We start from the raw sequence: 19766 nt of genomic DNA, 5'->3' as shown, positions 1-19766 counted from the left end.
GCGGGGAACCTACGCACGTGCCTGAACAGTTACAGAGCATAGTCGCCAATCTCAGGAGTTTCGGCCCACGCCGGCTCGCCATCTTGGCTGGCATCGCAGCGCTGGTCCTCGCCGTCATCGGCGTGGCGTCCATCTATCTCAACCGTCCGGCCTACGAGACGCTTTACGTCGGGCTTGAGCGCTCCGACGTGAACCAGATCGGCATGGTGCTCGGCGAGGCTGGCATCGGCTTCGACGTCGCCTCCGACGGTACCACTGTACTGGTTCCCGCCGGCAAGACCTCGCAGGCACGCATGCTGCTTGCCGAAAAGGGCCTGCCAACCAGCGCCAACGCCGGCTACGAGCTGTTCGACAATGTCGGCTCGCTCGGCCTCACCTCCTTCATGCAGCAGGTCACCCGCGTGCGCGCATTGGAAGGCGAGATCGCCCGCACCATCCAGTCGATCTCCGGCATCAAGGCGGCCCGCGTCCACATCGTCATGTCCGAGCGCGCCAACTTCCGCCGCGACGAGCAGAAACCAACCGCCTCGGTGGTCATCCGCGCCTCCAGCCTCGACGCCGAAAAGAGCGCGATGTCGATCCGCCATCTCGTCGCCGCCGCCGTGCCCGGCCTCGACGCCGAACGCGTGACAGTGCTTGATTCGAGCGGCAATCTGCTTGCGGCCGGCGATGACCCCAGCAATTCGAGTGCTGCCCGCTCCATCGGCGTCGAGCGTACCGTCGAGACCCAGATCGAAGACAACATCCGCCGCGCACTGGCAGCCTATCTTGGGCCCGACAATTTCCGCGCCAGCGTCAAGGCCGACGTCAACACCGATACGAGTCAGACCGAAGAGACGATCTTCGATCCGGAGTCGCGCGTCGAACGCTCCGTTCAGGTCGTTCGTGCCAACGAAAACAGCAACCAGAAGCAGTCGTCCACCCCTGCTACCGTCGAACAGAACCTGCCCGACGCCGCCGCCGCCGCAACTGACGGCCCGCAGTCGAATTCAAAGAGCGACCGCAAGGAAGAGATCACCAACTACGAGATGAACTCCAAGCGTATCGCCACCGTCTCGAATGGCTATTCGGTGACCAAGATGTCGATCGCCGTCGTCGTCAACCAGCAGCGCCTGGCCGCCATCCTCGGCAAGGACGCGACGCCTGAAGCCATCGCCGCCCGTGTCGCCGACATCCAGAAGATGGTGACTTCGGCCACCGGCTTCGACGAAAAGCGCGGCGACCTGATCAACGTCTCGGCGGTCGAGTTCATCGACGGCCTCGACGGCGAAGCGATCGCAAGCCCCGGCGTCCTCGCTTCCGTCGGCCAGCACGCCGGCACGCTGATCAACGCCGCGGCCTTTATCGTCGTTGTCTTCCTCGTTGCCTTCTTCGGCTTGCGGCCGATGGCGGCGGCACTTTCCGGGCCCGCCACGGCGACCATCGCCGGGCCGAGCTTCGATGAAGTGCAGCGTTCGCTGCCGACACCGGAAGGTATGGGTTCCTATGACGGGGAGGAGGCTGCCGCCCTTGCCGACCAGCGGCCGCATGCCATGGACGATCTGCGCAACAAGCTGCGTCCCGCCCCGCAGGACCGTCTCGCCCGTATGGTCGACATCAATGAAGAGCGCACCGCTTTGATCCTGCGCAAATGGGCTGCCAAGGAGGTTGCCGCCTGATGTCGATTGCAGCGCTTTTCGAAAGGCTGACCGATTTCGCGCCGTTGGCCCCCAACGAGCCCGACCTCGAGACACCGGTCGCAAATTCTTACCCCAAGGCCGTGCCCGATCCGGACATCCCCGCGATCGTCGCCGAGGCAGTCGCCCACGCCGAGGCCGAGTTGGCCACGCGCCTGGGCGCCGAGCATGAGGCAGTCCTTGAAGCCGAGCGTCAGCGCCATGCCAGCGAGATCGCCGAGCTCGGCGCCCGCTTCGGTGCCGATGCAGGTGCTGCCATCGCCATGCGCATCGGCGAGATGGAGACGCTGCTCGTCCACCTCGCCACCGATGCCGCCGCCCGCATTGTCGCCGGCCTTGTCAGCGACGATATCCGCAACCGCTCCATCGATGCCTTGGCCAAGGCCGTCATATCAGCCTGCGCCGACCGCGAGGCGGTGCGCATCAGGGTCAGCGGCCCGCAGTTCCTGTTCGACGCGCTGGCCACGGCTCTGGGCGAGCGCGCCGCCAATGTCGACTTCATCGAGGCTGTCGGCTTCGATCTCAGCGTCGCGATCGACGACAACCTGTTTGAGACCCGTCTCGGCGAATGGTCTTCGGCCCTTTCCGAGACCTTGCCATGACTGCCGCCGACGGCAGCGAGCCGCGCCACGAGATCATCATCGTCCGGCGTGCCCATGTCGATCCCGATGAAGGCCATCACGGCGGTGCCTGGAAAATCGCCTTCGCCGATTTCATGACGGCGATGATGTGCTTCTTCCTGGTCATGTGGCTGATCAGTGCCGCCAACGAGCAGACCAAGGCCGCTGTCGCGAGCTACTTCAACCCGGTCAAGCTTGTCGACCGCAACGCCAGTCGCAAGGGTCTCGAAGACCTTGGTGACGGTCCCAACTCCGTTGGCCTGACCGCCGAGACCCCGCAGGAATCCTCAGGCAAGGCCGGCACCGAAGGCCGCGGCAATGCCGGACCGTCGACCGAAAAGAATTCGGCCGACTCCGCCGATTCCGCCAAGCGTTCCGACGAGCACCTCTTCAACGACCCATACGCCGTTCTCGCTGAAATCGCCCAGGAGACCGGCGCCAAGGCCAATGTCTCCGAGCGCGGTGACGGCGGCGCGCAGAATGCCGGGCCATCGAGCGGGGCCAATGGCGGCGAAGCCTATCGCGATCCCTTCGCGCCAGATTTCTGGACCGAGCAGGTTGCCACGCCAGCAGCCGAGGCCAGCGCCGAACGCGCCGCGATCGAAGGCGAGAAACCCAAGCCCGGCGACAAGACCGAGCGTTCCGATCATTCGGAGCCAACGCCGACCGCCGCTGCGACCGCACGTCAAAGCGTAAAGCCCGGCGACGCCCCCAAATCGGAGGCAGCCGAAGCCCAGGCGATGTCCGAGAAGCCGAAGCCCAAGGACGATGCGCCGAGCAAGGACACCATCAAGGACGCCGACGCCATCAGGCGCGAACTCGCCGAGGCCATCAAGTCGGGCCCAAACCTGCCCGACGGCGTCTCGGTTGTCGCCACCGACAAGGGCGTGGTCATCTCGGTTACCGAGCAGTTCAATTTCGGCATGTTCGAGATCGGCTCCGCCGTGCCGCGCAAGCAGCTGGTGCTTGCCATGGAAAAGATCGCCAAGACCATCTCGACCCACGAAGGCCAGGTCTCGATCAACGGCCACACCGATGCCAGGCCGTTCCGCGGCGGCGGCTATGACAACTGGCGCCTGTCCACCGCGCGCGCCCATTCGGCCTATTACATGCTGGCCCGCGCCGGGCTCGACGAGAAGCGCATCGTCGAGGTCGCCGGCTTCGCCGACCGCAAGCTGAAGGACACGGCCGAGCCCTTTTCGGCCACCAACCGGCGCATCGAAATCCTGCTGGAGAAGCCTCAATGAGGCTCGCGGCGACCCTTTCAGGTGCTGCCCTCATCGCCCTTCTGGTTGCGGGCGTGCCAGGACGCGCCATGGCCAGCGAAGCGCCGGCACTTGAGCCCTACCAGCTCGTGCGCTGCCTGCAGCTGTTGCAGGACCGCATAGCCGGCGGCGACCAGGCTTCGCTGCCGCTGCAGCGCCGGCTGCTCGAAATGACCGACGAGCGCATGCGCACGGCCAGTCCTGCCGCCTTCAAGGACCCCAAGAATTTCCGCGCCCTGCTGATCTACGCCATGAGCGGCGGCAACCCGCTGACCATCGAACAGGTATTGTCGCGGCTCACCCTCGAAGAGGCTGACCGCACGCTCGCGCAAGGCATCATCGACTATCTCAGGGGCAAGCCGAAGGGCGCGATCGACGCGCTTGCCTCGATCGATCCGCTGACGCAGATCTCCGAGCTGGGCGCCTTCCTCGCCCTGGTCAAGGGTTCGGTCAGCATCGCCGACGAGCCCGAAAAGGCGATGAAGCTGTTCGACCAGGCTCGCCTTTTGAGCCCGGGCACGCTCGTTGAGGAAGCAGCACTGCGCCGTTCGGTGGCGCTTGCCAGCCGGATCGAGGACGGCGGCCGCTTCCTGCGCGCCTCGACCCAATATGTCCGCAGCTATCTGCGCTCGCCTTATGCAAGCCAGTTCGCCGACGCTTTCGTTGCTGGCGTCGTCACCCTTCACGCCTCGGTCAATCTCGATGCGCTCGCCGAGATCACCGCGATGATGGACGCCGAGCAGGAAAGGGTCGTCTATCTCCGCATCGCCCGACGTGCCGCGATCGACGGCCTCACCGATCTCTCCACCTTTGCGTCCGCCAAGGCCGAACAACGCCGCGACGGCCAGCACAGCGACCCCGACCCGCGCGCCAAGCTCTATTCCGGGCTTTCAGCCGTCACCTCCGGCACCCCGGCCGACATGCTGGGCAAGCTTGGCGGCATTGACCGCGACAAGCTGTCCAAGGGCGACCGTGCCTTGCTCGACGCCGTTGAGGCGGTCGCCTCCGAAATAACCTCGGCGGTGCCGGCCTCGCCAGAAAGCAAGACGAAACCGGTCGACATCGCGGATCTGCCACCAGCACCGCTCGACATCGCATCGCCCGCCGCCGATCCGATGGTTCCCGACGCCGTCGAGGCATCCGCCCCAGCGGCACAGCCAATGACGACGCTCCAGGAGCCGGCGATCGCCGCAGCCCCGCGGATCGTGCCATTGACCAAGCCCGATCCCGCCGAGCCTGAAGACCCAAAAATCATCGAAGCGCGCCGTACGCTCGAATCCATTGACGAACTTCTCGGAGGCTCCCCCAAATGACCGACGGCATTAGCGCTGCGCTGGTGAGCCCGCCCGCCAGACATCCATCGGCAGCAGACCGCAACGCCCCCGCAGGCAATGACGAGCAGACCGATTTCGGCCGCACTTTGATGTCGCCGCAAAAGGGCGAACAGCAGTCGAAGGAGCAGGCTGCCGACCCGGACGCCCCGCGCGAAAAGGGGCTGCACAAGCTCGCAGCACGGCTCGCCGCGCGTGATCCGCGAATTGCCGATGCCAAGGACGAAGCCGATCCGGCCACCACCGGGACATCGGCGGAAGCCGAGCAAGCCGAAGGTGCTGAACTCCCCGATGCATCGGCCAAGGACGTCGCCAAGACCGATACATCGACCGATGCGGCCTTGCCGCTGGTGCTTGCCTTGAGCGAATTGCGAAAAGCGACAAGCCAGCCGGCCAATGCAGGCCTCGCCGATGTGGCAGACGCCCAGGCGGGCGATGTCACCGCACAGCCCAACATTTCCGGCGATGTGCCGGACGCCGAGCGTTCGGCGCTGGTCATGAGCAACGCCTCGGCGCGTGCCACTTCCGCCGGATCGGCGTTGCCGCCCGGAATGGCCCCCATGTCTGAGGCACCGGCCACGGCCCAGTCCGCCACCCCGGCCACTGCAAGCACCGGCGCTGCCGCATCCGAAGCCGACAAACCGGCACGTCAGGCACCGTCGAAACAGGCCGAGCAGCCGACCGCCACAAGCCGCGTCAGCATCATTTCCGAGCAATCGATCCCCGCTCCTGCCAGCTCGGGTGCCAACAGCACGGCAGGCGCGCTCGCCCTTGCCATCGCCTCCGACGCGCCGCGCCACAGCGCCGCCGCAAGCGCGGTCCAGCAGCTCCAGGCAAGCGCCACAAATGCGCCTGCGGCACAGGTCCTCAAGATCCAGCTGCGCCCGGTCGAATTGGGCATGGTGACAGCCAATCTTCACCTCACCGGAGCGCAACTTTCGGTTGAAATCGAAGTTGAAAACGCCGAGGCCTATCACCGGCTTTCAGCCGACCGCGAAGCGATCAATACAGCGCTGCGCGGCCTCGGATTCGATGTCGATCGCGTCACCATCCTTCAGCCTCAATCGGGGCAATCACGCAGTGACGGTGGTGCTCCATCCGGAGGCGCCAGTGGCCGCGACCAACAGTCCTTCCAGTCGGACGGAACAGGTAGCGAGGGCGGCAATTCAGGCAATGGACGTCCTGGCAGGAGATCGGCAAATGAAGACGGCAACGTACACAACATCTCGTCGCCTCGCGCTGATCGTCCTGGCAGCAGCCGCTATATCTAGTGCTGCAACTGGCCTGGCCGTGGCCGCTGCAAATCCTTGCGAGCCGGAGATTCTGCGCGCCGCAGACCGCTATGGCGTGCCGGTCGGCATCCTTTATGCAGTCGGCCTGACGGAGACCGGCAAGAAGGGTAGCCTTCAACCCAACGCATTGAATATAGAAGGAAAAGCCGTCTTTCCAAAAAGCGAAACGGAGGCCCTTGCAGCCTTCGAGGCAGCCCGCAGCGAAGGCAAGACCTTGATCGATCTCGGCTGCATGCAGATAAACCACCGCTATCACGCGGCCGAGTTCCGTTCGGTGCGCGACATGCTCGACCCCCGTCGCAATGTCGACTACGCCGCGCGCTTTCTGGTCAGCCTTCACGGTCGCCACGAGTCCTGGTCGATGGCCGTCGCCCGCTATCACGCGGGCCCAAATAACGACCCCGCCCAGAAGCGTTATGTCTGCCGCGTCATCACCAACATGGTCGCCACCGGCTTCGGCCGCTGGACCGACAATGCGCGGAATTTCTGCAACCCCTAGGCGTCCCGCGCCATATTGAACCGGCCACGGGCCGAGACATCCGCCGTTATCGAAGGGCTGAATCAGGGTGCACGCATGTCGTGCAGCCGGTGCAACCCATGCGATTCCAGACTCCCCAAAAAATAGCGGCAAGAATTCGCGATTGGTCGCCTTCGTCTCGACCCATTACCGATTGGTTAACGGGGCATTTATTTCTGATTCGGAAGGCGGGGCCGATGATTGTTGTTGTCGACGAGCGAGAGCTCGTCACCAAAGGATATAATTCACTTTTCGATCGAGAAGGTGTGGCTTGCGCGGGTTTCCGCTCGGGCGAATTCGGCGAATGGGTCACCAGCGCTCCCGAAGAGGATCTGCGCTCGGTTCGCGCCTTCCTCATCGGCGATTGCAACGCGGGTTCGATTTCTCCTCGCCAGCTGCGCGACCGCACCAAGGCACCCGTCATCGCACTCAGTGAGCAGAACAATCTCGAAAACACGCTCAAGCTTTTCGAATCCGGCGTCGATGACGTCATTCGCAAGCCGGTCCATATCCGCGAGATTCTGGCACGCATCTCGGCGATCCGTCGCCGCGCCCAGGAAGACACCGGCTTCGCCGAGATCGGCGCCATGCGCATCTTCATGGATGGCCGTGACCCCGAGATCCACGGCGAGCCGATGCCGCTGCCGCGCCGCGAACGCCGCATCCTGGAATATTTGGCAAGCAACAGCGGCCGTCGCGTCACCAAGACTCAAGTCTTCAACGCGATCTACGGCGTGTTCGACGAAGAAGTCGAAGAAAATGTCGTCGAAAGCCACATCAGCAAGCTGCGCAAGAAGCTGCGCGAACGCCTTGGCCACGATCCGATCGATTCCAAGCGCTTCCTCGGTTACCGGCTGGTCGTCTGATCAGCCTCGCGCAAGACATGCCGCGTAGCTTCCTATCGTGGCATGAGATTTGAGGAGACCATCGATGAGCCTTTACGGAATGATGCGAACCGGCGTTTCGGGCATGGCTGCCCAGGCAAACCGGCTGTCGACGGTCGCCGACAACATCGCGAATTCGAGCACGACCGGCTACAAGCGCGCCTACACCGAATTCTCGTCGCTGGTCCTGCCCAGCACGCCCGGCAGCTACAATTCCGGCGGCGTCACCACCAATGTGCTGAACTCGATCAGCAAGCAGGGCGCGCTGCAGTACACAACTTCGACCACCGACCTTGCTGTCGATGGCAACGGCTTCTTTGTTGTCCGCGACGCGTCCGGCTCGCCTTTCCTGACCCGCGCCGGCTCGTTTGTGCCCGACGGCCAGGGCCGCCTGATCAATTCCGCCGGCTACCAGCTGATGGGCTACAGCTACGCCAACGGCGTTCCGGCTGCCACGGCCAACGGCTTTGAAGGCCTTGTGCCGGTCCAGATTTCCGCCACGGAACTGACCGCGCTTCCAACCAAGAACGGCATCTTCACTGCCAACCTGCCGAGCGACGCGGCTGTCGTGGCTCCGCCCTTGCCGAGCGGCAACACCGCAGGCGCGACCTACACCGCGAAATCGTCGATGGTGGTCTACGACAATCTCGGCGCCAAGAAGATTCTCGACGTCTACTACACCAAGACAGGCGCCAATACTTGGGATGTAGCCGTATTCGACCAGTCGAAAGCAGCAACGGGCACGACATCGTTCCCCTACGCCGCTGGCGGTCTGCTCTCCAATTCCACCCTCACATTCGACGGCACCACAGGCAAACTGGTCCCACCGGCGGCGCCACCGGCGGTGGACCCATCCATTCTGACGTTCACCGTGCCCGGTGGCGCGCCGATGACCCTCGACATGTCGAAGATGACCCAGCTCGCCTCGCCTTACACGGTCACCAAGGCTGTGACGGACGGTAACGGTCCGAGCACGATCGAGCGCGTCCAGTTCGACACCGACGGCACCATGTACGCCCAATACGCCGACGGCTCGATGAAGCCGCTGTTCAAGATCCCGCTGGCCGACGTGGCGAGCCCTGACCGGCTGATCCAGAAGTCGGGCAACGTCTTCTCGCAAGGCGCTGACTCGGGCGATGTCCAGATCGGCTTCGCCGACGCAGGCGGACGCGGCAAGATGGTCTCCGGCGCAGTCGAGAACTCCAATGTCGATATCGCTGAGGAACTCACCGCCATGATCGAGTCCCAGCGCAATTACACCGCCAATTCCAAGGTCTTCCAAACCGGAGCGGACCTCATGGATATCCTCGTCAACCTCAAGAGATAGGTATTGACGGGCCTCAGTCCGCGAAAGATTCAGCATGTCCTTGTCGTCTGCCCTTAGCATCGCCCAATCTGCGCTTCGCAACACGTCGCGACAGACCAGCACTGTTTCCCGCAACGTCGCGGATGCATCGAACCCTGATTACGCGCGCCGCACCGCGGTGCTTGCCAGCACCGGTCCCGGTGCGCGCGTGATCGAGATCCAGCGGGCGACCAACGAACTGCTGTTTCGCCAAAACCTTTCCGCTCTGGCCGATTTCTCCGGCCAAAACACGCTGCTCGAGGGCCTGCAAAAGCTGGCCCTCGACGTCAACGGCTCCGATAGCAGCAGCTCGCCGGCAACCGCCCTTGGCAAGTTCCAGAAGGCGCTTGAGTTTTACGCGGCTTCCCCGTCCAACCAGAACCTCGGCACGGTGGCGATCGACGCCGCCCGCCAGGTTGTGCGTTCCCTCAACGAGGGCACCGACGCTATCCAGAGGATCCGCGCCGAGGCGGACGGCGAAATCGCCAACTCGGTCAATGACCTCAACACCTTGCTGGCCGACTTCGAGAAGGCCAACAAGGTCATCATGACCGGCACGCGGTCTGGAAGCGACATCAACGATTCGCTCGACCAGCGCGACGCCATCTTGAAGAAGATTTCCGAGATCGTGCCGATCTCGACCTTCAAGCGTGGCGACAACGACATGGTCATCACCACGGCCTCCGGCGCGACGCTGTTCGAGACGATCCCGCGCGCTGTCACCTTCGAGCAGTCGACAAGTTTTGCCGCCGGCATGACCGGCAAGCAGATATTCATCGACGGCGTGCCGATCCAGCCGGGTACCGGCGCCAACACCGATGCGGCGGGCAAGCTCGCCGGCCTGATCCAGTTGCGCGACAACGTCACCGTCACCATGCAGGCCCAGCTCGACGAGACCGCGCGGGGCCTGATCACCGCATTTCGCGAGACGGCTCCCGGCCTCGCCGACAAGGCGGGCCTGTTCACCTGGTCTGGCGGCCCGAATGTCCCCGGCGCGCTGGAACATGGTCTCGCCCGCTCGATCAAGATCAATCCCGCGGTCGACCCGACCGTCGGTGGCGATCCGAAGCTTCTGCGCGACGGCGGCATCAACGGCGCGCCCTACGACAAGAACCCGCTCGACAACGCGTCTTACGCCGATCTGCTGATTTCCTACGGCAACCGCGTCAACGAGCCCATGACCTTCGATCCGGCAGCCGGCATCACTGCCAATTCGAGCCTCAGCAGCTTCACCGCCAACTCGATCGGCTGGTTGGAAGGCATGCGCAAGCAGGCCGACAGCGCGAGCCAGACCAAAGAAGCGCTCGCCGCACGAACGGGTGAAGCGTTGTCAAACGAAACGGGCGTCAATGTCGACATCGAGATGTCGCTGATGCTCGAACTCGAGCACGCCTACCAGGCCTCAGCAAGGCTCTTGAAGGCGGTCGACGACATGCTGAGTGCCCTGATGGCAGCGGTGAGGTAGCGCAATGAAAACCACCTTCGTTTCCACTTCGGCCGTCACCAACGCCCTGCGTTATTCGATGATGCGCCAGCAATCGCAGCTCATCAACGCGCAGAAGGAGGCCATCACCGGCCTCGTCGCCGACCGGGGGCTGGCGCTTGGCGCCCGCACCGCCCAATCGATCGCCTTGAACCGAGATCACGACCGTATCGACGGCATCGTCGATTCCAACGCCCTGGTGTCCTCGCGCCTGAAGCAGACGCAGGAGTCGCTGAAGCAGATCGGCAAATCAGCCCAGGCCCTGCTTGCCAGCCTGACGACCAGCGCCTCCGGCGACGCCGGCTACGCATCAACGCAAGCGACCGCGCGCGCTACGCTCGACACCATAACCGACGTGCTCAACACAAGCTTCAACGGCGAATATCTGTTTGCCGGCACCAACACCGACGCAAAGCCGTTCAACGACTTCAAGCCCGGTTCGCCGGCCAAGGCGGCGTTCGATACCGCTTTCAGCGCATTTTTCACCTTCGACAAGAACGATCCTCAAGCCAAAAACATCACCGCGGCCAAGATGAATGAGTTCATGACCGACGTTGTGGAGCCGATGTTCCTCGGCGCCGGCTGGCAGGGCACGTGGTCGAAAGCCACCGATCAGGGCATCACCAGCCGCATCACCTTGAGCGAAACGACCGAAGCTTCGGTCAGCGCCAACGAAATGGGCATCCGCAAGGTCGCGATGGTTTCGGTGGTCATGAGCGACCTGTTCGACTCCAATATCGGCAACGAGGCTCGTGCGGCGCTCGTCACCCGTAGCCTCTCGACCATCGGCACGGCTGTCAGCGACATCGGCCAGCTGGAAGCGAAGACCGGCATCATCGAACAGCGCGTCAATAGCGCCACCGACCGCATGAAAATGCAGCAGGACCTGTTCGTGACCTACATCCGCAAGACCGAGGCGGTCGATGAAGCCGAGGCGGCGACCCGTGTCAGCGCCCTCAGAACGCAAATCGAAAGATCCTACGCCATTACGGCAAGCATTCAGCAGCTTAGCCTGATGAAATATCTCTGACCTGACGGCAACCAACGGGACGCATATGTATCAATTCTCCTATGCCGACATCCAGGATGACTCTGTCGCCGACGCCAAGGATCGCGAACGCCAGTTGCTCAGCCGTTCGATCGACCTTCTGACCAAGGCGAGCGAAGTCGGGCCCAATTCCAGGGAAGCCATCGACGCGCTGATGTTCACCAACCGCGTGTGGACGTCGCTGATGGATGACCTCGGCAGCCCCGAAAACGCCCTCCCCAAGGAGCTGCGCGCCAACCTCATCTCCATCGGCCTGTGGCTGCTGCGCGAGTGCGAAGACATCCGCCAGGGCCGCACCGACAACTTCGAAGGCCTGATCGAGGTCTCGCAGATCATCCGCGACGGCATCCAATGAAAAACACGCTGAAGATCTCGCTGAAGGCCAACGAAAAGATCTACATCAACGGCGCCGTCATCCGCATTGACCGGAAGGCTTCGCTCGAGCTGCTCAACGACGCGCAGTTCCTGCTCGAAAGCCACGTGCTGCAGCCCGAGCAGGCCTCGACGCCTCTGCGCCAGCTCTATTTCATCCTGCAGGTCATGCTTGTCGATCCCCAAGGAGCCGTCGAAGCGCGCGACATGTTCCGCCGCTCGCTGCCGCTTCTGCTCGCCACCTTCGACAATCCCGAGATCCTTTCGAGCCTCAAGCACATCGACCGCCTCGTCTCCGAAGACCATGTCTACGAGGCGTTGAAGACGCTCCGCTCCCTCTACCCCCTCGAACAGCGCGCCATGGCCGGCAACGATCAGCAGCCGGCCGAACGCGCGATCGCCGCCGGAGGCACTTTCTGATGCCCATTGATTTCAGCACCACCCCACCCGTCGGCGCCAACACCGGCACCAAGTCGGCCGGCGCCAAGGCCTCCGTCGACTACCAGTCCTTCCTCAAGCTGCTGATGGCGCAGATGAAGAACCAGGACCCGACCAAGCCGATGGACTCGACCGAATACGTCGCCCAGCTCGCCACCTTCTCCCAGGTCGAGCAGTCGGTGCAGATGAATTCGCGGCTCGACCAGATCCTGCAGTCATCCGCGCTTGCCCAGGCCGACGCGCTGATCGGGCGCACGGTCACCTCGGCCGATGGCAAGACATCAGGCCAGGTCGCCGAAGTGCGTCTCGCCAAGGACGGCGTCATTGCCGTGCTCACCGACGGCAAGCAGGTCACCATGGCCCCCGGCGTCACCGTCAAGGCGTCGGCCGCGTGAACGAAGCCGACGCGCTCGACCTGGTCCAGTTCGCCATCTGGACCGTGCTGACCGCCTCAGCGCCCGCGGTTGCCGCGGCCATGCTGGTCGGCGTCGGCATCGCGCTCATCCAGGCGCTGACCCAGATCCAGGAAATCACGCTCACCTTCGTGCCCAAGATCGTCGCCATTTTCCTGGTGGTGGCGCTCACCGGCCCGTTCATCGGCGCCCAGATTTCGAGCTTCACCAACGTCATCTTCGAGCGCATCGAAAACGGCTTCTGACCAAAAGCCAGCATTTGCAGTCCGGCCTCACCTGAATCCGGCTGTGGACCGCCGCCATGCCGCTGCTGGCCCATGCCACCTCCATACAAATGGGTTCACCCCGCCCTCCGATCATGGTCTAGTCGTCTAACAACGATTCACACAAGGGCACCCGGCCCGGCCGGCATCAACGCATGGACGACGACCACCAGTACGAGCAGGGCTCAGCACTTGCGCCGTTCAAGCACGGCATTTTCCGCTCCGTCTGGTTCGCCAGCCTTGCGTCGAATTTCGGCAGCCTGATCCAGTCAGTCGGCGCCGCCTGGCTGATGACCTCGATCGCCACCTCCTCCGACATGGTGGCGCTGGTCCAGGCCTCGATATCGCTGCCGATCATGCTGTTTTCACTGGCGTCGGGCGCGCTCGCCGACAGCTACGATCGCCGCCGCGTCATGCTGACGGCGCAATGCTTCATGTTTGCCGTCTCCGCGCTGCTGACGCTCGCCGCCTATCTCGGTGTGATCACGCCCTGGCTGCTGCTCGCCTTCACCTTCCTCATCGGTTGCGGCACGGCCCTCAACAATCCGTCCTGGCAGGCTTCTGTCGGCGACATGGTGCCTCGCACGGTCATGCCGGCCGCGGTGGCGCTCAATTCCATGGGCTTCAACATGACGCGCAGCGTCGGCCCGGCCATCGGCGGCATCATCGTCGCCACCGCCGGTGCCGCCGCCGCGTTCGCCGTCAACACGCTGAGCTATTTCGCGATCATCTTCGTGCTGTTTCGCTGGCGCCCGCAATATCCGGCAAACCCGCTGCCGCGCGAAACGCTCGGTCAGGCCATGGGGGCTGGCCTGCGTTATGTCGCCATGTCGCCCAACATCGGCAAGGTGCTTCTGCGCAGCTTCGCCTTCGGCTTCACCGCCGTCGCCATCCAGGCGCTTTTGCCGCTCGTCGCTCGCGACCTCGTCGCCGGCGGGCCACTCACCTACGGTGTCATGCTCGGCGCCTTCGGCATCGGTGCTGTCGGCGGCGCGCTGATTTCCGGCCGCATCCGCCGCAGCATGTCGAGCGAGGCCATCGTGCGTTCGGCCTTCATCGGATTTGCGCTGTGCAGCTGGATCGCCGCGTGGAGTTCCAACGCCTGGATGACCAGCGGAGGCCTGCTCATCGGCGGTGCCTGCTGGGTGCTGGCGCTTTCGCATTTCAACATCACCGTGCAGATGTCGACGCCGCGCTGGGTCGTCGGACGCGCGCTGTCGATCTACCAGATGGCGACATTCGGCGGCATGGCGCTCGGCAGCTGGGTCTGGGGTCTCGTCTCCGAAAGCAACGGCCCCGCGACCGCGCTCATCGCCGCCGGCATCGTCATGCTTGTCGGTGCTGCGATCGGCCTGCTGCTGCCGCTGCCCGAGCATACCGCCCTCAACCTCGACCCGCTCAACCGCTTTCGCGAGCCGCATCTGGCGCTCGACGTCCGGCCGCGCAGCGGCCCCATCGTCATCACCATCGAGTTCATCATCCGCGAGGAAGACGTCAGCGCCTTCCTCGACGCCATGACCGAACGGCGCCGTGTCCGCCGCCGCGACGGCGCCCGCAACTGGACACTGTCGCGCGACCTGGAAAACCCCGAGATCTGGGTCGAGAGCTACCACACCCCGACCTGGCTCGAATATATCCGCCACAACCAGCGCGCCACCCACGCCGACGCCGTCATCGGCGACAAGCTCAGGGCGCTGCACAGCGGCGCCCAGCCCCCGCGCGTCCACCGCCTCATCGAGCGCCCCACCAGCCTCGCCGCAGCCCTCGGCACCCACAAGGGCCACATCGAGCTGCATTGAGGGTGGAAGCATTGGGCCCGAACCGGCCGGGCACATGCCCCCTGACCGTGGAAAGGTTTTCCACGGTCAGCAGATTTTCGATACGAAATTGTGCGAAGGATCGCGATAGTTGCGATTTTTCTTAGCCGTCAGCTAGGCTGGACGGTCACGGCATGGATCCCCGGGACTGCGCACGTCGCTTCGCTCCTGCTCCGCCCGAGGATGACGAAGGCATGGGGGCTCGCAGCTAATCGTCGACGTCAGCGATTGGCAAAAAGCTTCCGGCAGTTGTTCCCGTATTGCTCTGCAGTTGCCCAAAATTTCCTGCCAGTGCCAACCTGGAAGCCTGCCATCACCCAACCTTGGAGATTAGCCGACAGCCTATGCGCCTTCGTCATCCTCGGGCGGAGCAGGAGCGAAGCGACGTAGCGGAGGCCCGGGGATCCATGCCGTGAAGTGGCAACTGCCGCAGCGGTCCAGAACCCGCGAGCAGCTACGCTTAGTTGTCACCCTCTGTCAGCAATCACCGTGGAGAAACCACCCCGTTTCTCCACGCCCTCTCCACCTCCCGTATCATCAACCTCGCGATCTTCCATGGGACCCCGGTGCGCACCGGGCTCGGGGGGAAGCGCCGGTGCCGGGCTGGTGGGAGGTCGGTTCTCCCACTGGGTGATGAGCCCCCAAGCCCGGGCCCTGCGGCGGCTGGCGGCGCGAAAGCGTTGAGGCGACTGAGCGGGGCAAGAACACCGGGCGGGGCGCGAGGTTCGCGCCACATACTAACTATCGGACGGCACGGCCTCGCGCCCCGCTTCCCGAACTACCTCCCCATCAAGGGAGGGCTCTTTGACAATAGCCAGACCGGAAACGGGGCGTGGCGGTGAAGAAGTCTGTTAGCCCCCGAGGTCGCGCTCTACGTTGCCCCCCTCTGGCCTGCCGGCCATCTCCCCCTCAGGTGGGGAGATTAGCAGCTTCGGCGCCTCGCCCATTTTGCGGCGTTGAAGGCTCGCGAAAGTCGCGGTGAAGGCTGATCTCCCCACCTGAGGGGGAGATGGCCGGCAGGCCAGAGGGGGGCAACGTAGGGCAATAGCGGTGGCTCCTCCTCATCTCCTCCCTCCCACCCTCGCGCAAGCTTGGCGCAATAGGGTCGTCGGGTCGTGGCATTGGCTCGCGGCGGGATTCGATCGGAAGCATCAATGGCGATCAGCGAAACCATTTCAGGCGCGGACACGGCAAACAAGAGCGGACGCGACATCTTCTTCGCGCTCGGCATCATGGTTATCCTGGTCGTGCTGTTCCTGCCGATCCCGGCTTTCCTGATCGACGTCGGTCTCGCCTTTTCCATCGCCATTTCTGTGCTGATCCTGATGGTCGCGCTGTGGATCCAGCGCCCGCTCGACTTCTCGTCCTTCCCCACGATCCTGCTGATCGCCACGATGCTGCGCCTGTCGCTCAACATCGCCACCACGCGCATGATCCTGTCGCATGGCAACGAGGGCACGCACGCCGCCGGCTACGTCATCTCGGGCTTCTCGAACCTGGTCATGTCCGGCGATTTCGTCATCGGCCTGATCGTGTTCTTGATCCTCATCGTGGTGAACTTCATCGTCATCACCAAAGGTGCGACGCGTATCGCCGAAGTCGGCGCGCGCTTCACCCTCGACGCCATCCCCGGCAAGCAGATGTCGATCGACGCCGACCTGTCGGCCGGCATGATCGACGACAAGACAGCCCAGCTGCGCCGCCGCGAACTGGAAGAGGAAAGCTCCTTCTTCGGCTCGATGGACGGTGCTTCGAAATTCGTCCGTGGCGATGCCATCGCCGGCCTGATGATCACCGCCATCAACATCGTCGGTGGCATCGCGATCGGCTATTTCCGCCACGACATGGGCATGGGCGAAGCCGCCGACGTGTTCATCAAGCTGTCGGTCGGCGACGGCCTGGTCACCCAGATCCCCGCCCTCATCGTCTCGCTCGCCGCCGGCCTGCTCGTCTCCAAGGGCGGCACGCGCGGCTCGACCAACCAGGCCGTTTTCGGCCAGCTCGGCGCCTACCCGCGCGCACTCTATGTCGCCGCCTCCCTGCTGCTGCTGCTCGCCTTGATGCCGGGCCTGCCGATGTTCCCGTTCATCACGCTGGCCGCCGGCATGGCAGCACTCGGTTATGTCATCCCGATGCGCCACAACCGCCGCATAGCCGAAGCCGACGCCGAAAGGGACCAGGTCGCAGCCGACAAGGTCGAAGAGGAAAAGAACTCGGTCAAGGCGTCGCTCGCCACCGCCGAGATCGAACTTCTGATCGGCAAGCAGCTGTCGACACGCCTGCTCGCCACTCATCAGGAACTTGCCTTCCGCATGGCGAAGATGCGCAAGAAGTTCGCCACCCAATACGGTTTCGTCGTTCCCGAAGTGCGGATGACCGACGACTTCTCGATCCCGCCCAAGAGCTACCAGATCAAGATCCACGGCACCGTCGTCGCCGAATACCAGATGCGTGTCGGCGAAATCATGGTGCTGCTCGGCTCCCGCGAGCTGCCCGACATTCCAGGCGAGGAAGTGCGCGAGCCGGCCTTCGGCATGCGCGCGTTTTCGGTGCTCGATTCCTTCTCCGAAGATCTGAAGCGCGAGCAGTTCACCTTCGCCGACAACATGTCGGTGCTGCTCACCCATCTGTCCGAAGTGATCCGCAACAACCTGCCGCAGCTTTTGTCCTACAAGGACATGAAGGCACTGCTCGAACGCCAGGACCCCGAATACCGCAAGCTCGCCGACGAGATCTGCACCTCGCACATCACCTATCCGGGCCTGCAGGCGGTGCTCAAGCTGCTGCTCGCCGAGCGCGTCTCGATCCGCAATCTCCACCTCATCATCGAGGCCATCGCCGAAATCTCGCCGCATGTCCGCCGCACCGAGCAGATCGTCGAGCATGTCCGCATCCGCATGGCGCAGCAGATCTGCGGCGATCTGAGCGAGGGCGGCGTGCTCAAGGTGCTGCGTCTCGGCAACCGCTGGGACCTCGCCTTCCACCAGAGCCTCAAGCGCGACGCCAAGGGCGACATACGCGAGTTCGACATCGACCCGCGCCAGCTCGAGGAGTTCGGCCAGGACGCATCCAAGGCGATCCGCACGCATCTTGAGACCGGAGAGCGTTTCGTCATCGTCACAGCACCCGACGCCCGGCCCTATGTCCGCATGATCATCGAAAGGCTGTTCCCGACACTGCCGGTGCTCAGCCATGTCGAGATCGCCAAGGGCGTCGAACTGCGCGTGCTCGGTACCGTCTCATGAATGCTGCAGCGCAAGGCTTCGTCCTTGCGGGATTCCTCGCCTTCTGTCGCATCGGCAGTTGCTTCATGCTGATGCCCGGCATTTCGAGCGTGCGCGTGCCCATGCATGTCAGGCTGTTCGTCGCGGTCGCCGCCACCGGCGGGCTTTTGGTCCATCTGTGGGACCAGATATTTCCCTTCGTCGATGCCCGCCCCGGCGTGCTGATGCCGATGATCGCCTCCGAGCTTTTGATCGGCGGCCTCATCGGCCTGATGGCCAGGCTCTATATACTGGCGCTGATGTTCATGGGTTCGGCCATCGCCATGCTGATCGGCTTCGGCGGCGTCGGCGGCCACGCCATCGAGGAAAACGAGCCGCAGGCCCCGCTTGCCTCGATCATCTCGATCGCGGCGCTGATCCTGCTCTTCGCCTTCAATTTCCACCACGAGATCATCCGCGCGCTGGTCGCCTCCTACCAGGTCGCGCCGGTCAACATGTTCTTCAATCCGCAGGCCGCCCTTGTCGACGTCACCGACACTTTGTCGGAAAGCTTCATGGTGGTGCTCAGGCTCGGCAGCCCGTTCGTCGCCTATGCGATCCTGGTCAACCTGACGATCGGCTTCGTAAACAAGCTGACGCCGCAGATCCCGGTCTACTTCATCTCATTGCCCTTCGTCGTCGCTGGCGGGCTGATCCTGATGTATTTCGGCATCTCCACCATGCTCAGCCTGTTCGCCGACGGCTTCGTCGACATCACGGTCGGGAGATAGTCATGGCTTCGCGCAGGGATCGCCTGAAGAAACTGGTCGTCGTGCAAGAGCAGCTCAAGGCGCTGCATGAGACGCGCCATGCCGGCTTTGTCGCCCAGGCGATCGCCGCTGAAACCGAGGTGACAGCGCTGGCGCGAAGCTTCGACAGCACCGAGGGCATGTCGCAGCTGTTTCCGGAGCTTTATCACCGGCGCATCTCGGCGGCGATCGACAGGCAGCAGCTCAATCTCGGCCTTGCCAATGTCGAGGTCGGAAAAATCGCCACGGCCACTGCCCGCACCAACATGGTCGAGCGCGCCTATCGCGATGTGCGGCGCCAGGACGAGCGCGACAGTGCTGATCGCGAACGGCTCGAAATCATCGAAAGAAAACCCAATGACGACAAGTAAGGTTGCCACAAGCTTGACCCGCCACAATCAGCGGTAACACAAACCCCGGAAAGGCGAGCCAGCTTTGGCCATCTCCCCACCCAGCGACATTGTTCTGGACGTTGCCAAGGCTGTCGATCCAGCCGGCATGCAGGCCGCGCGCACGGCACTCGCCAACCGTACGGCGGGTCCCGCCGGAACCTTCTCGCTGACCGAGGCCAGCGTTACCGGCGGCATCTCGCGCCAGCCCGACAAGGCATCGCCCGACGCTTCGATGAAGAAGTTCGAGGCCATGGTGCTGCAGACCTTCATCCAGAACATGATGCCGAAAAACACCGAGAGCGTGTACGGCAAGGGCATGGCCGGCGACATGTGGAAGTCGATGATGGCCGAGCATCTCGCCAACCAGACGGCCGAAGCCGGCGGCATCGGCATCGCCAAGGCGGTGATGCGCGACCACTACATCCAGAACGAAAAGGCGGTGCCCGTAAGCGGCGTCTCCGGCGGCCCCGATCAGGCCGCGCTCAACGAGCAAACGAGCCAGGCGACTGCGCTCATCCAGGAAATGCAGCGGAAGATGGTGCAGTCGCTTGGAAGCGACAATGCCACCTCCGTCACTGACACCAATCGTAGAGGATAA

The 19766-nt window shown here is 63.7% G+C and carries 19 protein-coding genes; all 19 read left to right on the top strand.

Annotation, left to right across the window (positions count from 1 at the left end):
• Positions 1-17 precede the first annotated feature (17 nt).
• The 19 genes from fliF to AC1RTB_RS08505 all read left to right on the top strand — a co-directional run bounded on the left by fliF (position 18) and on the right by AC1RTB_RS08505 (position 19766).
• Positions 18-1658, top strand: coding sequence for a flagellar basal-body MS-ring/collar protein FliF (fliF, locus tag AC1RTB_RS08595; protein WP_492877945.1), 1641 nt, complete (start codon positions 18-20; stop codon positions 1656-1658).
• The gene (locus tag AC1RTB_RS08590) at positions 1658-2278 is read left to right on the top strand and encodes a FliH/SctL family protein (protein WP_492877946.1); all 621 of its coding nucleotides are present in this window, start codon (positions 1658-1660) and stop codon (positions 2276-2278) included. Before fliF ends, AC1RTB_RS08590 begins: the two co-directional genes overlap by 1 nt.
• Positions 2275-3543: a MotB family protein gene (locus tag AC1RTB_RS08585; RefSeq protein ID WP_492877948.1), complete on the top strand. Its 1269-nt coding sequence runs from the start codon at positions 2275-2277 to the stop codon at positions 3541-3543. Before AC1RTB_RS08590 ends, AC1RTB_RS08585 begins: the two co-directional genes overlap by 4 nt.
• Positions 3540-4874, top strand: coding sequence for a chemotaxis protein MotC (locus tag AC1RTB_RS08580; RefSeq protein WP_492877950.1), 1335 nt, complete (start codon positions 3540-3542; stop codon positions 4872-4874). Before AC1RTB_RS08585 ends, AC1RTB_RS08580 begins: the two co-directional genes overlap by 4 nt.
• A complete protein-coding gene (gene fliK, locus AC1RTB_RS08575) occupies positions 4871-6163 on the top strand; it encodes a flagellar hook-length control protein FliK (RefSeq protein WP_492877952.1) in 1293 nt (430 codons plus the stop codon). The genes AC1RTB_RS08580 and fliK overlap by 4 nt, the downstream gene beginning before the upstream one ends.
• The gene (locus tag AC1RTB_RS08570; protein ID WP_492877954.1) at positions 6093-6683 is read left to right on the top strand and encodes a transglycosylase SLT domain-containing protein; all 591 of its coding nucleotides are present in this window, start codon (positions 6093-6095) and stop codon (positions 6681-6683) included. Before fliK ends, AC1RTB_RS08570 begins: the two co-directional genes overlap by 71 nt.
• Before the next feature lie 215 nt (positions 6684-6898).
• Positions 6899-7567, top strand: coding sequence for a response regulator transcription factor (locus AC1RTB_RS08565; protein ID WP_492878200.1), 669 nt, complete (start codon positions 6899-6901; stop codon positions 7565-7567).
• A 64-nt stretch (positions 7568-7631) separates the two neighbouring features.
• Positions 7632-8912 (top strand): flagellar hook protein FlgE, encoded by a 1281-nt coding sequence (locus AC1RTB_RS08560; protein ID WP_492877956.1) that lies wholly within the window; start codon positions 7632-7634, stop codon positions 8910-8912.
• Between the two features lie 34 nt (positions 8913-8946).
• Positions 8947-10395 carry a flagellar hook-associated protein FlgK gene (flgK, locus tag AC1RTB_RS08555; protein WP_492877958.1) on the top strand — a complete coding sequence of 483 codons (1449 nt, stop codon included), beginning with the start codon at positions 8947-8949 and terminating at the stop codon, positions 10393-10395.
• Between the two features lie 4 nt (positions 10396-10399).
• On the top strand, positions 10400-11443 hold the full coding sequence (locus tag AC1RTB_RS08550; RefSeq protein WP_492877959.1) for a flagellar hook-associated family protein: 1044 nt from the start codon (positions 10400-10402) through the stop codon (positions 11441-11443).
• Between the two features lie 25 nt (positions 11444-11468).
• Positions 11469-11816: a flagellar biosynthesis regulator FlaF gene (flaF, locus tag AC1RTB_RS08545; RefSeq protein WP_492877961.1), complete on the top strand. Its 348-nt coding sequence runs from the start codon at positions 11469-11471 to the stop codon at positions 11814-11816.
• On the top strand, positions 11813-12253 hold the full coding sequence (flbT, locus tag AC1RTB_RS08540) for a flagellar biosynthesis repressor FlbT (RefSeq protein ID WP_492877963.1): 441 nt from the start codon (positions 11813-11815) through the stop codon (positions 12251-12253). Before flaF ends, flbT begins: the two co-directional genes overlap by 4 nt.
• Positions 12253-12666 (top strand): flagellar hook assembly protein FlgD, encoded by a 414-nt coding sequence (flgD, locus tag AC1RTB_RS08535; protein ID WP_492877965.1) that lies wholly within the window; start codon positions 12253-12255, stop codon positions 12664-12666. Before flbT ends, flgD begins: the two co-directional genes overlap by 1 nt.
• Positions 12663-12929: a flagellar biosynthesis protein FliQ gene (fliQ, locus tag AC1RTB_RS08530; protein ID WP_067958500.1), complete on the top strand. Its 267-nt coding sequence runs from the start codon at positions 12663-12665 to the stop codon at positions 12927-12929. The genes flgD and fliQ overlap by 4 nt, the downstream gene beginning before the upstream one ends.
• Before the next feature lie 173 nt (positions 12930-13102).
• Positions 13103-14746, top strand: a complete 1644-nt coding sequence (locus tag AC1RTB_RS08525; protein ID WP_492877966.1) for an MFS transporter — start codon at positions 13103-13105, stop codon at positions 14744-14746.
• Between the two features lie 1172 nt (positions 14747-15918).
• Positions 15919-18009 (top strand): flagellar biosynthesis protein FlhA, encoded by a 2091-nt coding sequence (gene flhA / locus AC1RTB_RS08520; RefSeq protein ID WP_492877968.1) that lies wholly within the window; start codon positions 15919-15921, stop codon positions 18007-18009.
• On the top strand, positions 18006-18758 hold the full coding sequence (gene fliR / locus AC1RTB_RS08515; protein ID WP_492877970.1) for a flagellar biosynthetic protein FliR: 753 nt from the start codon (positions 18006-18008) through the stop codon (positions 18756-18758). Before flhA ends, fliR begins: the two co-directional genes overlap by 4 nt.
• 2 nt (positions 18759-18760) lie before the next feature.
• Positions 18761-19147 carry a hypothetical protein gene (locus AC1RTB_RS08510; protein WP_492877972.1) on the top strand — a complete coding sequence of 129 codons (387 nt, stop codon included), beginning with the start codon at positions 18761-18763 and terminating at the stop codon, positions 19145-19147.
• Positions 19148-19211: 64 nt separating this feature from the next.
• On the top strand, positions 19212-19766 hold the full coding sequence (locus tag AC1RTB_RS08505; protein ID WP_492877974.1) for a rod-binding protein: 555 nt from the start codon (positions 19212-19214) through the stop codon (positions 19764-19766).

It is taken from the genome of Aminobacter sp. GW821-FHT11F06 (assembly GCF_058808215.1).
This window is presented reverse-complemented; position numbering and strand designations above follow the sequence as displayed.